Genomic DNA, 14,024 nt, shown 5'->3' on the forward strand with positions numbered 1-14,024 from the left:
ACATGAAGTATGCGTTCTTCGCCTTCATCGCCATCTGTTTGCTCCTGAGCGGGTGTCAAACAGAGATGAAGTCATCGGATACAACCAAAAAAACTGAGCTTGTCATTTCAGCTGCGGCAAGCCTTCAGGATGCACTAAAGGAAATTGAATCTACTTATAATGATGAACATCCGAATGTGACATTAACAAATAATTTCGGGTCATCCGGCGCATTGAAGCAGCAAATTGCGCAAGGGGCAAAGGCCGATCTCTTTTTCTCAGCAGCTGAAGCGCCCTTTGATGAGCTTGTGAAATCTGGAGACATCGATCAACATTTTATCAAGGATGCTATCCAAAATGAGCTTGTACTCATTGTGCCAAAAGATCACTCTTCCTCTATTAAAAGCTTTCAAGACGTCCAGCACATAAAAGGAAAGGTTGCTCTTGGCACACCTGAATCCGTTCCTGCTGGTACATACGGCAAAGAGATTTTCACAAAGCTGAACATCTGGGATCAAGTGAAAAAGAACACTGTGTACGGCAAGGATGTGCGGCAGGTTTTAAGCTACGTAGAAACAGGAAATGTGGAAGCAGGTGTTGTGTATAAGACAGATGCCCTCGTTTCCAAAAAAGTAAAGATTGCAGCTGAAGCCAATCAGGACATGCATTCCCCGATCATTTACCCAGTAGGGATCGTAAAAGGGACAGAACATTTAGAGGAAGCCAAGTCCTTTTTTCAATTTCTACAATCAAAAGCAGCCAAATCCATTTTTAAAAAGTACGGCTTTCAAGTGACATAATGCCCATGCTCACTGAAGAATTCCTTTCTCCCATCTGGCTGTCCGTGCAAGTTGCCGTTGTGAGCGGGCTGCTGGCAACAGTTTTTGGTACAATGATTGGCTATTGGATGGCGCGAACTTCATTTAAGGGGAAAATGATCGTAGAAACGCTTTTGATGATGCCGCTTGTCCTTCCGCCAACAGTTGTAGGGTTTTTATTGCTCGTCATATTCGGAAGGCATAGCTTGATCGGAGACGTGATTGAATGGATCTTCCACCAGCCGGTCATTTTTACATGGTGGGCGGCAGTTATTGCATCGACGGTTGTGGCATTCCCGCTTATGTATCAATCTGCAAAAGCTGGATTTTCTACGATTGAGTCAGATATTGAAGGGGCTGCAAAAGTAGATGGTGCTCATTCATTCCAAGTCTTTGCCTATATTACAGTACCACTTGCCCTGCCTTCTCTATTGTCAGGCAGCGTCCTCAGCTTTGCTAGAGCCCTTGGAGAATTCGGGGCGACCTTAATGTTTGCCGGCAACATCCCGGGAAAAACGCAAACTCTCCCAACCGCTATCTATGTGGCGATTGATTCTGGACGAATGGAGCTCGCTTGGGCCTGGACGATTTGTATTGTGATCTTATCTTTTATCATGCTCTTGGCTGTGCGCCGAAGCAGTACGTAAAAAATCCTCTTTCTCATATAAGAAAGAGGATTTTATTATTTATTCAAACCCAACCGTCATTGTCTCTGGATTTGAGCCGACGCGTTCGTTATTGTTTAATGCATCGATTTTTTCCATGTCTTCTTTGGAAAGCTCGAAGTCAAAGATGTCTGCATTTTGTTTAATACGTTCTTCATTGATTGATTTAGGAATTGTCACAACACCGCTTTGCAGATCCCAGCGCAAGATGACTTGAGCAACAGATTTGTTGTAGCGTGCAGCAATGTCTTTCAATACGTCATGATCTAATAGCTTCCCTTGCATCAGCGGAGACCATGCCTCAATTTGAATGCCTTTTTCCTTTGCATATTGACGCAGTTCAACAAGTGTCAGTTTCGGATGAAATTCAACTTGGTTCACAGCTGGAACAACCTCAGCATCTTTTAACAGCTCTTCTAAATGCTGAATGTAGAAATTGCTGACTCCAATGGCTCTGACTTTCCCGTCTTTATAAAGCTTCTCAAGTGCGCGCCATGTGTCTTTAAATGTATCTGCATTTGGTCCAGGCCAATGAATCAAATAGAGGTCTAAGTAATTAAGACCTAATCGGTTTAAGCTTGCGTCAAACGCTTCAAGCGCTTTGTCATAGCCTTGATCTGTGTTCCATACTTTAGATGTGATAAATAAGTCTTCTCGTTTCACGCCAGATTCTTTAATCGCTTTTCCTACGCCTGTCTCATTTTTATAAACAGCTGCCGTATCAATGCTGCGATATCCGTTTCGTATGGCTGCTTTTACGGCATCTACCACTTGATTGCCGTCCTCCACTTTGAATACACCTAAACCAAACCAAGGCATTTCGACTCCGTTATTCAATGTTACGGTTTCATTCAAGCTTTTGACCATTTTAACAACCACCTTTTTTATAGATTCCATCTCTTTCATTATCTCATGTTGTGCTTCAAAACTCTATTATCAGGCGTTTCTCTTCGCTTCGATGGCTAAGAGCAGCGCACCTGTCATGCCAGCCTTGTCCTCAAGTCCTGGGGAGACAATGTATGTATCAAGCGGCGGCAGGTCCACATAATCATTGACATAAGCAGCCAGCTTCTCACGAATTAGTGGGAATAACTGCTTTTGCTTCATGACGCCTCCGCCCATGATGATGCGCTCTGGGCTTAAAATGAGCGAGTACTGCATAAGCGCCTGCGCTAAATAATCCGCCTCAAGTGACCAAACCGCTGCTTCCTTCGTAAGCTCTTTGGCAGGTTTCCCCCACCTTTTCTCAATCGCTGGTCCAGCTGCCAGTCCTTCTAAACAATTTCCATGTGCCGGACAGATACCTGCAAACGAATCCAATTCATCCTGTCTGATAAGGATATGTCCCATCTCAGGATGTGAATGGCCATGTAGAAGCTCATTTTTCACAACAGCTCCCGCACCAATGCCTGTACCGACCGTGATATACAAACAGCTGCTTAGCCCTTTGGCTGCCCCCTTTGTTAATTCACCTAGTGCTGCGGCATTGACATCTGTTGTAAAGGATACTGGGACACCTAATTGCTTCTCAAGCTCAGGAATGAACGGATAATGCTTCCACTCCACTTTTGGCGTGTTCATGATATAACCGTATGAAGGATCATCCTTTTGAACACAAATGGGTCCAAAGGAGCCAACCCCTAATGCTGCAATGTCATGCTGCTCAAAAAATGGAATGAGCTTTTGTATTGTTTTCTCCGGGTGCTCTGTCGGAATCGTCATTTCCTCTAAGATGTCTCCATGCTCATTGCCGATTGCACAACAGAATTTTGTACCCCCAGCTTCAATTGCTCCATAATACGCCATCATTGATTCCCCCTGCTTGTTCTCTTTCTTCATCATAAAACATGGGGGAGAAGATGACAACATCACGTATTGGTGAGCAGAACAGCTTCCATGTCATTGATATACTCCCTTAAATGATGGGCAATATCACGATTGATCTCACCGTCTTCATATAAGGTTTGAATTTCATTTCGAATCGTCTGTACAGCTTGGAAGTTCAGCTCTTTTTTCTTCCGGTCAAATGAACGGTCTTTTTGCTGGAAGAAGCTTGGACCGTGTTCACAGCGGAAAATCACTTGATTGTAAAAACCAATGACTTGGTGGCACGTTTGTTGGTTTTCATCTGTCATATGATGTTTGATCGAATCTACTGCAGCTTCAGCGGTTTTCTTACGGATTTGTTTGTACGATTCCTCGTTTTCTAAAATGCCGCTTGAAATGTGCTGATTCGGCCGCCATAATTGCAGCCATTGAAGCAAGCGCAGAAACTTCACCTTTGAAAAGCGAATTTTGAAGGAGTTTGAATACAGCATTTCCAGCTCATGAAATCTTTCTTGCAGTTCATAGGCTTCTTCCTTGTCAATTTTCTCTTCCTCAATTAATTGTTGAAGTTTCATCTGTTCTGCTTTGATACCGTGCAGTCTGATTTTTCGCTCTTGTCTTCTCATCCCGAATTGGTATGGTTCACGCTGGATATTTCTCAGCTTCATTCTATAATCATTGATGAGTGAAAGAGACACTTCCCTGTTGTCCTCATTCATTCCTTCTTTTAAGGTTTTAATGGCACTTCTCAGCAGCTTTCGTTTTGCATGCTGAATCTTTGTATCCAAGTCCACGTCGACTTGCTTGTCTTTTTTCTCTGATAAAAGAGGCAGTAACACACTGGCTAAAATGAGCGTACATAAAATCACACCAGCTGCGAGGAAAATAATCAAGTGCCGCTCTGGAAATGGTGATCCGTCCGCAAGCGTAAATGGAATAGAGAAGGCACCGGCCAATGTCACAGCCCCGCGGACACCAGAGAATGTCATGAGCATCGAGGCGCGAAGCTTCGGCTTTTTCACATTTTGCTTTTTCGTTGCACTCCATTTTCCTGCCCAGAACAGCCATACCCATAAGAACCGCAGCACCATGAGACATAGTGTAATAATTAAGATGTAGCCAATCACCTGCATGTTGTTAAAGGCTTCATCCTGGAAAATAACTGTGGAAACATCCGGAATCTGCAGTCCAAGTATGACGAAAACAAGGCCGTTTAAAATAAATAAAATAATATTCCAGGTGTTTGATGAAGCAATTTGCAGCTTGGCTAAATTCGCTTCCATTCGGTCTTGCTCAATGGCATGTGTCACACCGCCAGCCACAACAGCTAAAATGCCGGATACACCGATTTCTTCCGCTGCTAAATAAATCACAAATGGTGTAAGGATTTGCAGGATGATATGCATTGTGACATCGTCCATTCCTAAACGGCGGAGGAAATAGCGAAAACGAATGATAAAAAAGGATAGAATAAATCCAGTCAATAACCCGCCTGCTGCAATCAGTACAAAACTAAAGGATGCCTGAGCAATTGAAAAAGCTCCCGTCACCGTTGCAGCAATGGCAAATTTAAAGGCGACAAGTCCTGATGCATCGTTCATCAGCCCTTCGCCTTCCAGCAGTCTCATGATGCCCTTTGGCATATTCACACGGCTGGATAAAGCACTTACTGCCACCACATCTGTCGGTGATAAAATTGCTGCAAGCGCAAATGCGGCTGGAAGCGGTATGCTTGGAATCATCCAATGAATGGTATATCCCGCTACAATGACGGTCGCAAACACTAAACCAAGCGCTAAAAGAAGAATCGGTGCTCTTAATTTCCATAGCTCGTCCCTTGGGGTACGCTTCCCGTCATTAAATAACAGCGGCGCAATAAACAGAACGAAGAAGAGTTCAGGATTTAAAGAAATATGTAAACCTGAAGGAAAAGCTGCCACCAATATTCCTAAGCCCACTTGAATTAACGGAACGGGAATAAAGGGGACAAAACGATTGATAATATTAGATGCTGCAATGAGTGCCAGTAGTACGAGCACTGCCAAAAAAATCTCCACTAGTACATGTCCCTCCTATGTATATTTTTCGTCAAGTTTTGCTTACATGCAAAGATGTGTTCATTACATCCGTCCGCTCAGAAGTGCTTCTTTAGTATTCCGCAAAAAGTGAAACCAACACATAACAATCCATCTAGGCAAAAAAAGACTGAATCCAGATATTCAGCCTGCTGACAAAATTTTCATCATATGTATTGTTCAAATGATGAACAAAAGACCCTTCTTTTATTTTACACGAAAACTCCATCATCTGCTGATATTCAGCTCTTATTAAACACAAAAAAAAGAGCGGAATCGCCCTTTTTCGTTTTACCCTTTATTTAAAAAATAAGACCTGGCGGGAAGGCGCCATTTGAATAAGTAGGAACAAACCCTGCATACGACGAGGATGACAAACAGCAAATATAAAGCAAGCTCTCCTTGCGCTAAGCCGAGTCCAACGAATAAGCCGCCAAGGGCTGCCCATACGGCGTAAATCTCTGCTTTAAGCACAAGCGGCTTTCGTCCTGCTAATAAATCACGCACAATTCCGCCGCCGCTTCCAGTCAATATGGCTGCCACAATGACTGCACTGAGCGGGAGTTCTCTTTGCACAGCAAATAATGCGCCTTGAATCGCAAACGCTGCTAAACCGATCGCATCCGAGAAATTTCCCCATGTGCTCCAGTGCTTGAGCAAAAGCTTTGGAAAAAGAAACACAATCGTAATGGATACAAGGGCAATCGTAAACATTTTGCCCTGTGACCATAAAGCAGACACCGGAAGACCAATTAATAGATTCCGAATCGCTCCACCGCCAAATGCTGTCACAATCCCTAAAATGTACACACCAAGAATATCGTACTCTTCCTCCATTGCCACAATCGCACCACTAATAGCGAATGCGACAATGCCAATGATACTTAAGACTTCCCATGCCATTTTCCGCTTATCTCCTTACCTTTATCTGATCATCTAACACTACTCCCTTAATGTATATCTGACACAGGTGAAAAGCAATACAAATTTTCTTTAAATTTTATCTTTTTGCAAAAATAAAAAATAGCCCGCTTATAAGCAGGCTATCTCTTTCAATCTTCTTTTGCATTTAACAGCAGCATACTAATGATGATGAGAATAAATGCAATAAGGGCTAGTAGTGGAATGGTGATAAAACCAAACCAGTTCAAATAATCAACAGAACAAGGAATACCGCTCAGGCAAGGGCGAATCGATGCAAAGCCAGGTATCTTTTGTTCCATATAATGATAGATAGAAAAACAAGCGCCAATCACAGCCAGAGGCAGAACGTAATATTTCACTTTCACATCGCCTCTGAATGTCGCAATTCCAAGTAAAAGCACGAGCGGGTACATGAAAATGCGCTGAAACCAGCACATATCACATGGGATAAACTTCTTTACTTCACTTAAATACAGGCTGCTCATCGTCGCAACGATAGAAACAATCCAAGCACTGTATAAGTAAACAAGCTTATTCTTCATGATTTTTTCCCTTTGAGCTCTTGATCAATTAATTCTTTGATTTCATCATAGTCATAAAAGTTTTCGACTTGTTTATTGTTAATGAAAAGAGTTGGTGTTGCATTCACTTTATATTGGTTCACAAGCTGATCGTCTGTGTTCAGCTGCGGCTGATATGTTTTCTTTGATAGATGATCTTTAAGCTTGTCCGTATCTATTTTTGTTGTCTTTTTCGCTAGCTCTGTCAGCTTAGCAGGCGTGACCCATTCTGCTTCACTATCTGGCTGTGCTTGATAGACAGCTTCATGAAATGCCCAAAAGTTTTTCGGATCTTCTTTCCACACTTCTTCAGAAGCTAGTGCTGCCAGCACTGCGCCATCTCCATGAACAGGAAGTGGCAAGTTAATAAACGAAAATGATACATCGCCTTTATCTATGTAGTCCGCTTTCAGCTTTGGGAAAATGTCTGTTTCAAATGATTTACATGATGGACATTTATAATCCCCAAACTCGACAATTTGTACGGCTGCGTTTTTATCTCCCATGACAGGCTGTCCTTTAATAGAAGGCTTACTGTCAACCGTTTGTGCTTCTTTGCTGTTGTTATTTCCAATGACGACGAATAATCCGATGAGAAGAGCTGCGATAATGGTTAAAATGACAGCAAATTTAATGGATGATGATTGATTATTTTTTTTACTCACATAAGCACCTACCTTATCTTTTTCATTCCTTCAAAAGAAAAAGGATAATAGCTTAGAATAATGCCATTATCCAACTTCTTCTATTTTAACAAGAGGGGATTCATTATGAAAGATGGTATTCATGAATTTTTCCTAACAATTTTATTTCATTACCCTCATGGCATTTAAAACAGCGAGTACAGTCACACCGACATCCGAGAAGACGGCTTCCCACATGGTCGCAATACCAAATGCTCCGAGTAATAGGAAAACCCCTTTAACTCCAAGAGCAAATGCAATGTTCTGCCATACAATTCTTCTTGTTCGTTTAGCGACAGCGATGGCTTCTGCTACTTTTGACGGCTGGTCTGTCATAATGACGATATCAGCCGCTTCTACCGCTGCATCTGAACCAAGTCCGCCCATCGCAATTCCTATGTCTGCTCTTGCTAATACCGGTGTATCATTAATGCCGTCCCCAACAAATAATAATTTTTCTTGAGGCGCTTTTTTCTGATCAATTTCTTCTAATTTCGTTACTTTATCCTGCGGTAATAATTCGGCATGTACTTCATCAATGCCAATTTGCTGGGCGACCGCTGTTCCAACTTGCTTGGCATCACCAGTCAGCATGACTGTTTGAATGCCAGATGCTTTTAGAGCTGAGACCGCTTCAATTGCATCATCCTTTAATTCATCTGCAATCAAGATCGATCCGGCAAACTCACCGTTAATAGCCATGTACACAACTGTTCCGCTTCGTTTTTCTTTTTCATACGAAATGCCTTCTCGTTCCATCAAGCGATGATTACCCGCTAACACTTGTGAACCACTGATGGTCGCTTTAATTCCATGTCCCGCAATATCCTCATAGGCTTCGATCTGGCTTTCATCAAGCGGCGAACCATATGCCGCTTTAATCGATTCAGCAATCGGATGTGAGGAGTGAGCTTCTGCTAAAGCTGCAAAAGAAAGCAGTTCCTCTTCTGACCACTTGTCGCTCGTTGTCACGATATTGGTCACCGTAAAGTTCCCTTTTGTGAGTGTGCCCGTCTTATCAAATACAGCATAACTCACAGAGTTTAGTGCTTCTAAATAGTTACTGCCCTTTACTAAGATGCCTCGTTTAGAAGCTGCCCCAATTCCCCCGAAGAACCCTAATGGGATGGACACGACAAGCGCACAAGGACAAGAAATCACTAGGAAAACGAGTGCCCGGTAAACCCAGTCAGACAATTGTGCTGATGGAATGAGAAGCGGCGGCACAAAGGCAAGCAGCAATGCTAATACAACGACAGCCGGTGTATAGTATTTTGCAAACTTTGTGATAAAGTTTTCTGTCTGTGCTTTTCGGCTGCTCGCATTTTCAACCAAATCTAAAATTTTCGTCACGGCCGATTCACTTAGCCCTTTTTGCACTTCAATTTCAAGAATACCGTTTTGATTCACAAATCCTGCAAGAACTTCTTTCCCTGCTTCTACATCCCGCGGCACAGACTCACCTGTTAATGCAGAAGTATCCACAAGTGAAAATCCTTCAATGACAAGACCATCAAGTGGAATTTTTTCGCCCGGTTTTACGACGATACGGTCACCGACTTTTACTTCTTCCGGCTTCACTTTTTTTGTTTCATTTCCTACTTTGAGATTTGCATATTCAGGGCGAATATTCATTAATTCACTAATGGATCGTCTTGAACGATTCACTGCTGCCCCTTGGAACAGCTCTCCAATTTGGTAAAACAGCATCACTGCCAGTGCCTCTGGATATTGCTGAATCACAAAAGCGCCAGCAGTTGCAATGGTCATTAAGAAGTTCTCATCAAATACTTGGCCGCGCACGATATTTTTCAGCGCTTTAAAAACCACATCACCGCCGACTAGTAAATACGCTGCGAAAAACATGATAAATTTCAGTAAGCCATCTTCTGGTATAAAATAAGCTGCTGTTCCTATAACTGCACCGCCAATTAATTTCAGCACAATCGCTTTTAAATTCTTTGTCCCATGATCATGATCGTGGTGATGTCCCTCTTCTTTTGGTGATACACTCACATGAGGTTCGATGGACTGAACTGTTTTTTCAATACGCTTTGACATCGTTTCTTGCTTATCTGCATGTGTGACAGTCAATGTCCCTGTCGCAAAATTAACGGAACAAGCTTCAACGCCATCCATTTTGCTGACACCTGTTTCAATTTTACGTGCACAGTTTCCACAATCAAGACCGCTTAATACGTATTCATCCTTCATTTTTTTCATGTTCTCACCTTTTTTCTATATGATAAGTAACGTTCCCTGGATCGATGAAACCTATTAAAAATCAAAAACTTTATATATGAGCATATATTCATATGTTAGATTACCTTTATTATATGAGGAGTTCTTGTCTTCTGTCAATCATTTCTGAAGAAATCATTGGTTTTTTGTGTCCAATTCTGTCACACGGATTTTCAATAAACCAAGCTCATGTCCCCCGCTCCCCGCATAACATAAAAACGATCATTTGCAGTTTTTCTCTTTACAAAAGAAGGACATAAGCTTAGAATAAAATAAAAGTTTCCCTAAGGAAACAAATTAGCGTTAGTGAATCATTTCATCCTTTAGTCAAAATTATTTAATGTATGCATATATCTTTAGGAAGTGCAATGATGATTGAAAGGGGCCGCAAGAGATGTCAAATGCTTTAACAATCGACCGTCTTCATGTCTCATATCACGGACAGGATGCATTAGAGAATGTCTCTCTTTCCATACAGGAAGGGACAATGACAGGAATCATCGGTCCAAATGGTGCTGGTAAATCGACGTTACTCAAGGCATGTTTGGATCTCATTGAAAAAGACCAAGGGGATATTCGTTTTTTTGAGCAGCCCTTTAAACAAGTCAGAAAACAGATCGCCTATGTACCGCAGAGAAATGATTTAGATTGGACGTTTCCGATTCATGTACTGGATACCGTACTACTTGGAACATATCCGAAGCTCGGACTAATCAAACGTCCAAAAAAAGAAGACCGGGCATATGCGTATCACTGTTTAGAAAAAGTCGGGATGCAGGACTTTGCCAAAAGACAAATCGGTGAGTTATCCGGCGGACAGCAGCAGCGTGTCTTCCTTGCAAGGGCACTTGCTCAAAACGCACAGCTCTTCTGTTTGGATGAACCATTTGTCGGGATTGATATGGCAAGTGAAGAAACGATGGTTCGCATTTTGAAGGAATTACGAGATGAAGGGAAAACCATTTTGGTTGTCCATCATGATTTGAGTAAGGCAGATGATTATTTCAGCCATCTTGTTCTGTTAAATAAAAAACTCATCAAAGCAGGGCCTGTACACGACATCCTTCGCCCAGAGATCATGCTGGAAGCATATGAAACACAGCTGCCATTCTTAAAATCAGCAGGAGGAGACGTGTAATGGAATTTTTAACCGGACTCTTTGAATATGCTTTTTTACAAAAAGCGCTATTTACATCCGTCATGGTAGGCATCATTTGCGGCGTTATCGGCTGCTTTATCATTTTACGCGGCATGGCCCTGATGGGAGACGCCATTTCACACGCCGTACTGCCAGGTGTCGCCATCTCTTATATGCTGGGAATTAACTTTTTCTTCGGGGCCGTTTTAACTGGGGTGTTAACAGCGATTGGGATCGGTTATGTGAGTCAAAACAGCCGCATAAAAAATGATTCTGCCATCGGCATTGTCTTCACAGCCTTTTTCTCAATCGGAATTATTTTGATCACATTTTTGAAAAGTTCAAGTGATCTATATCATATTCTATTTGGAAACGTTCTAGCTGTTCGATCATCTGATATGTGGATTACACTGGGAATCGGTATTTTTATTTTGCTAGCCGTCATAGTTTTCTACAAGGAACTGCTCATTAGTTCATTTGATCCGGTGATTTCTTCGGTTTACGGTTTGCCGAATCGTATGATTCATTATTTTCTCATGACCTTATTGACCCTTGTGACCGTTGCATCACTGCAAACCGTTGGGATTATTCTTGTTGTTGCCATGCTGATTACGCCGGCAGCCACCGCTTATCTCTTAACGGACCGGCTATGGATCATGATTTATTTATCTGCTTTTTTCGGTGCTGTTTCTGCTGTCGTAGGTCTAGGGCTTAGTTTTACGTATAACTTGTCATCAGGCGCTTCCATCGTGCTGGTCGCGACTATTTTATTCGGCAGTGCCTTTATCTTTTCACCAAAGCAAGGCATTCTATGGAGATCATTAAAATCTAAACGAAAACGAACGCACTTAAAAAAGGAAGCGTCTATGTAAAAGGAGGACATATATGAAGAAGGTATTTGCTATCCGTTTGACCGCAGTATTCATTGCCCTTATGATCATCGCAGGCTGTTCGACCCAGCAAAGTAATTCCGGTAAAGATGACGGCACATTAAAAGTTGTCACGACCTACTCCATTCTTTATGACATTGTGAAGGAAGTAGGCGGGCAGCATGTCTCTATTCACAGCATTGTTCCCATTGGTACAGATCCACACGAATTTGACCCGCTGCCAAAGGATGTTCAGTATACGACGGATGCAGACCTTGTTCTATATAATGGCTTGAACCTTGAAACAGGAAACGGCTGGTTTCAGAAGCTGCTTGAATCGAGCGGCAAGGACGGGGATGATGCACCTGTAGCCGAGCTGAGTAAAGGCGTCAAAGTGAAGCATTTGTCATCAAAAGGCCTTGAAAGCCAGCAGGATCCGCACGCATGGCTGAATGTCGAGAACGGGATCATTTATGCCCAAAATGCCCGAGATGCGCTCATTCAAGCAGACCCTGAACATAAAGAGGATTACGAAAAAAATGCAGAAGTCTACATCAAAAAGCTTCAAGCGCTTCACGATGAAGCAAAAGACAAGTTTGATCAGCTGCCAAAAGATAAAAAGCTCCTTGTCACAAGTGAAGGTGCATTCAAGTATTTTGCGGAGGCGTATGGATTGAAAGCCGGCTATATTTGGGAGATCAACACAGAAAGTGAAGGAACACCAGGACAAATGAAGCGCATTATTCATTTTGTCAAAGATCATCAAGTTCCTGCGCTCTTTCTTGAAACAAGTGTTGATAAACGCAGCCTTGAAAGCCTCTCTGAGGAAACCGGGGTTCCGATCAAAGGAAAAGTCTTCACTGACTCTATTGGAAAAGAAGGTGAAGATGGAGACAGCTACTATAAGATGATGAAATGGAATATCGACACCATTTACAAAGGGCTGTCATCATAAGAAAAGACAGGTGGAGTGAATCCGCCTGTCTTTTTTGTCAGCCTGTTATATTTTCTGGATGTTTTTTCGGCCAAATGACGTAGCTGATGCTAATGATGAAATCAATAGTTAAGATCATCCCCCATGTATTGACAAGCTGCATCAGTGCTTCCGTCCGCTCTGGTGCTTGGATAAGATAGGTTAATCCATATAACAGCCCCGCTCCAATAACATAAGAAATGAAATGCCGCGCCCAGCCGACCATTTCATACACAGACCGCTCTTTCCCGTACTTTGGTTTTCCCTTTGGCTTAGGACCTCCTGCAAATCGATAGGCAAACCTAGCATCTGCCCATTTCACCATTTGATGTCCGAAGGCAAGGCTCACACCAATATAAACAGCCGCAAGCCCGTGGATGACACTCGCCACAGCCCCTTGCCTTAAATCTATATAAGTTGCAGCAAGAAGGATTAAATCCAAAATCGGCGTACAGACAAGAAAGAAAGCACCCAACTTTTTCTGTTTAAACACATAACGCAGCGTTAAGCCCATTAGAATAAACAGCCAAAAACCAATTTCACATGCCACAATCAATAACCCGACCAATTTTTCCACATCCTTTTTAATACAATTGTATTAAATAAAAAATAACACAGATGTGTTAAAAAAACAATAGCTATGCTAAAATCAATGTATGCCAAAAATCGTCGATCACCATAAACAAAAACAAAAGGTCGCTCAAGCTGCAATGAGAGTGATTAAACAAGAGGGATTGGAAAGCGCTTCTGTACGAAAAATAGCAGTCGAAGCTGGAATTTCAGCCGGCTCTATGCGTCATTATTTTTCCACACAGCAAGAGTTATTTCTATTCTCTATGAATTTAATTCAAGAAAGAGTCAAGGAGCGGATTACAGGGCTTTCATTAAACGGTTCAACGGAGGAAAATGTCCTCACTTTATTGGAGCAGCTTCTTCCACTTGATGAAGAAAGAAAATTTGAAATGGAGGTGTGGCAGGCTTTTGCAGTCAAGGCGCTGACTGAACCAGATTTACAGCCGCTCAATGCAAAGATGTATGACGAGCTTTTCCAAACGGTCCAATATTGTTTAATGAAATTGAAAGAGGATGGGCTGCTGCTAAATGATATCGATCTTTTATTAGAAACCGAACGGCTTTATGCGGTCATCAATGGGCTTGCATTGAATGGAATCGTGCAGCCCGAACGTATACCGCCTCAGCTCATACGCTCCGTACTGCAGATGCACCTGCAATCCATCACAAAAAAAGACATGTCTCCTTAATTGGAGAGCA

General features: G+C 42.3%; 14 protein-coding genes. 6 read left to right on the forward strand and 8 right to left on the reverse strand.

Features of this window, described 5'->3' with window-relative positions; all coding sequences use genetic code 11:
- Nucleotides 1-2 precede the first annotated feature (2 nt).
- Entirely contained in the window at nt 3-779 is a 777-nt protein-coding gene (gene modA / locus NSS80_RS16445) for a molybdate ABC transporter substrate-binding protein (protein WP_024426041.1), read from the forward strand.
- A complete protein-coding gene (gene modB, locus NSS80_RS16450; RefSeq protein WP_034623869.1) occupies nt 779-1,444 on the forward strand; it encodes a molybdate ABC transporter permease subunit in 666 nt (221 codons plus the stop codon). The genes modA and modB overlap by 1 nt, the downstream gene beginning before the upstream one ends.
- A 39-nt stretch (nt 1,445-1,483) precedes the next feature.
- Here modB and NSS80_RS16455 read toward each other — a convergent pair whose 3' ends face one another.
- The 7 genes from NSS80_RS16455 to NSS80_RS16485 all read right to left on the reverse strand — a co-directional run bounded on the left by NSS80_RS16455 (nt 1,484) and on the right by NSS80_RS16485 (nt 9,754).
- The gene (locus NSS80_RS16455) at nt 1,484-2,329 is read right to left on the reverse strand and encodes an aldo/keto reductase (RefSeq protein ID WP_342498351.1); all 846 of its coding nucleotides are present in this window, start codon (nt 2,327-2,329) and stop codon (nt 1,484-1,486) included.
- Between the two features lie 69 nt (nt 2,330-2,398).
- Nucleotides 2,399-3,268, reverse strand: coding sequence for an ROK family protein (locus NSS80_RS16460; RefSeq protein WP_342498352.1), 870 nt, complete (start codon nt 3,266-3,268; stop codon nt 2,399-2,401).
- A 62-nt stretch (nt 3,269-3,330) separates the two neighbouring features.
- The gene (locus NSS80_RS16465) at nt 3,331-5,346 is read right to left on the reverse strand and encodes a Na+/H+ antiporter (RefSeq protein WP_065215165.1); all 2,016 of its coding nucleotides are present in this window, start codon (nt 5,344-5,346) and stop codon (nt 3,331-3,333) included.
- Nucleotides 5,347-5,655: 309 nt separating this feature from the next.
- On the reverse strand, nt 5,656-6,267 hold the full coding sequence (locus NSS80_RS16470; protein WP_024423463.1) for a trimeric intracellular cation channel family protein: 612 nt from the start codon (nt 6,265-6,267) through the stop codon (nt 5,656-5,658).
- 149 nt (nt 6,268-6,416) lie between these two features.
- Entirely contained in the window at nt 6,417-6,830 is a 414-nt protein-coding gene (locus NSS80_RS16475; RefSeq protein ID WP_024423464.1) for a disulfide oxidoreductase, read from the reverse strand.
- Nucleotides 6,827-7,513 carry a DsbA family protein gene (locus tag NSS80_RS16480; RefSeq protein ID WP_034280910.1) on the reverse strand — a complete coding sequence of 229 codons (687 nt, stop codon included), beginning with the start codon at nt 7,511-7,513 and terminating at the stop codon, nt 6,827-6,829. The genes NSS80_RS16475 and NSS80_RS16480 overlap by 4 nt, the downstream gene beginning before the upstream one ends.
- A 141-nt stretch (nt 7,514-7,654) precedes the next feature.
- Nucleotides 7,655-9,754 (reverse strand): heavy metal translocating P-type ATPase, encoded by a 2,100-nt coding sequence (locus tag NSS80_RS16485; RefSeq protein WP_041115669.1) that lies wholly within the window; start codon nt 9,752-9,754, stop codon nt 7,655-7,657.
- 412 nt (nt 9,755-10,166) lie between these two features.
- Between NSS80_RS16485 and NSS80_RS16490 the strand changes: the two genes are divergently transcribed.
- Genes NSS80_RS16490 through NSS80_RS16500 form a run of 3 tightly spaced genes read left to right on the forward strand, consistent with a single transcriptional unit; the run spans nt 10,167 to nt 12,734 of the window.
- Nucleotides 10,167-10,910: a metal ABC transporter ATP-binding protein gene (locus tag NSS80_RS16490; protein WP_024423467.1), complete on the forward strand. Its 744-nt coding sequence runs from the start codon at nt 10,167-10,169 to the stop codon at nt 10,908-10,910.
- On the forward strand, nt 10,910-11,782 hold the full coding sequence (locus NSS80_RS16495; RefSeq protein WP_024423468.1) for a metal ABC transporter permease: 873 nt from the start codon (nt 10,910-10,912) through the stop codon (nt 11,780-11,782). The genes NSS80_RS16490 and NSS80_RS16495 overlap by 1 nt, the downstream gene beginning before the upstream one ends.
- Before the next feature lie 13 nt (nt 11,783-11,795).
- On the forward strand, nt 11,796-12,734 hold the full coding sequence (locus NSS80_RS16500; protein ID WP_041115667.1) for a metal ABC transporter substrate-binding protein: 939 nt from the start codon (nt 11,796-11,798) through the stop codon (nt 12,732-12,734).
- A gap of 37 nt (nt 12,735-12,771) precedes the next feature.
- On the opposite strand, the gene NSS80_RS16505 is transcribed toward NSS80_RS16500, so the two are convergent.
- Nucleotides 12,772-13,320 carry a hypothetical protein gene (locus NSS80_RS16505; RefSeq protein WP_034280914.1) on the reverse strand — a complete coding sequence of 183 codons (549 nt, stop codon included), beginning with the start codon at nt 13,318-13,320 and terminating at the stop codon, nt 12,772-12,774.
- Between the two features lie 88 nt (nt 13,321-13,408).
- On the opposite strand from NSS80_RS16505, the gene NSS80_RS16510 reads away from it, so the two are divergent.
- Complete coding sequence (locus tag NSS80_RS16510) at nt 13,409-14,014, forward strand: TetR/AcrR family transcriptional regulator (protein WP_034280915.1); 606 nt, start codon at nt 13,409-13,411, stop codon at nt 14,012-14,014.
- Nucleotides 14,015-14,024 lie beyond the last annotated feature (10 nt).

This window comes from Bacillus sp. FSL M8-0350 (assembly GCF_038593345.1).
GTDB classification, from domain to species: Bacteria; Bacillota; Bacilli; order Bacillales; family Bacillaceae; genus Bacillus; species Bacillus safensis.

What these genes read in the sequence shown, in the direction of transcription:
- NSS80_RS16490 (WP_024423467.1), top strand. Translation starts at nt 10,167, where the DNA reads ATGTCAAATGCTTTAACAATCGACCGTCTTCATGTCTCATATCACGGA.
- NSS80_RS16475 (WP_024423464.1), bottom strand. Translation starts at nt 6,830, where the DNA reads ATGAAGAATAAGCTTGTTTACTTATACAGTGCTTGGATTGTTTCTATC.
- NSS80_RS16510 (WP_034280915.1), top strand. Translation starts at nt 13,409, where the DNA reads ATGCCAAAAATCGTCGATCACCATAAACAAAAACAAAAGGTCGCTCAA.
- NSS80_RS16485 (WP_041115669.1), bottom strand. Translation starts at nt 9,754, where the DNA reads ATGAAAAAAATGAAGGATGAATACGTATTAAGCGGTCTTGATTGTGGA.
- modA (WP_024426041.1), top strand. Translation starts at nt 3, where the DNA reads ATGAAGTATGCGTTCTTCGCCTTCATCGCCATCTGTTTGCTCCTGAGC.
- NSS80_RS16460 (WP_342498352.1), bottom strand. Translation starts at nt 3,268, where the DNA reads ATGGCGTATTATGGAGCAATTGAAGCTGGGGGTACAAAATTCTGTTGT.
- NSS80_RS16495 (WP_024423468.1), top strand. Translation starts at nt 10,910, where the DNA reads ATGGAATTTTTAACCGGACTCTTTGAATATGCTTTTTTACAAAAAGCG.
- NSS80_RS16500 (WP_041115667.1), top strand. Translation starts at nt 11,796, where the DNA reads ATGAAGAAGGTATTTGCTATCCGTTTGACCGCAGTATTCATTGCCCTT.
- modB (WP_034623869.1), top strand. Translation starts at nt 779, where the DNA reads ATGCCCATGCTCACTGAAGAATTCCTTTCTCCCATCTGGCTGTCCGTG.
- NSS80_RS16470 (WP_024423463.1), bottom strand. Translation starts at nt 6,267, where the DNA reads ATGGCATGGGAAGTCTTAAGTATCATTGGCATTGTCGCATTCGCTATT.
- NSS80_RS16455 (WP_342498351.1), bottom strand. Translation starts at nt 2,329, where the DNA reads ATGGTCAAAAGCTTGAATGAAACCGTAACATTGAATAACGGAGTCGAA.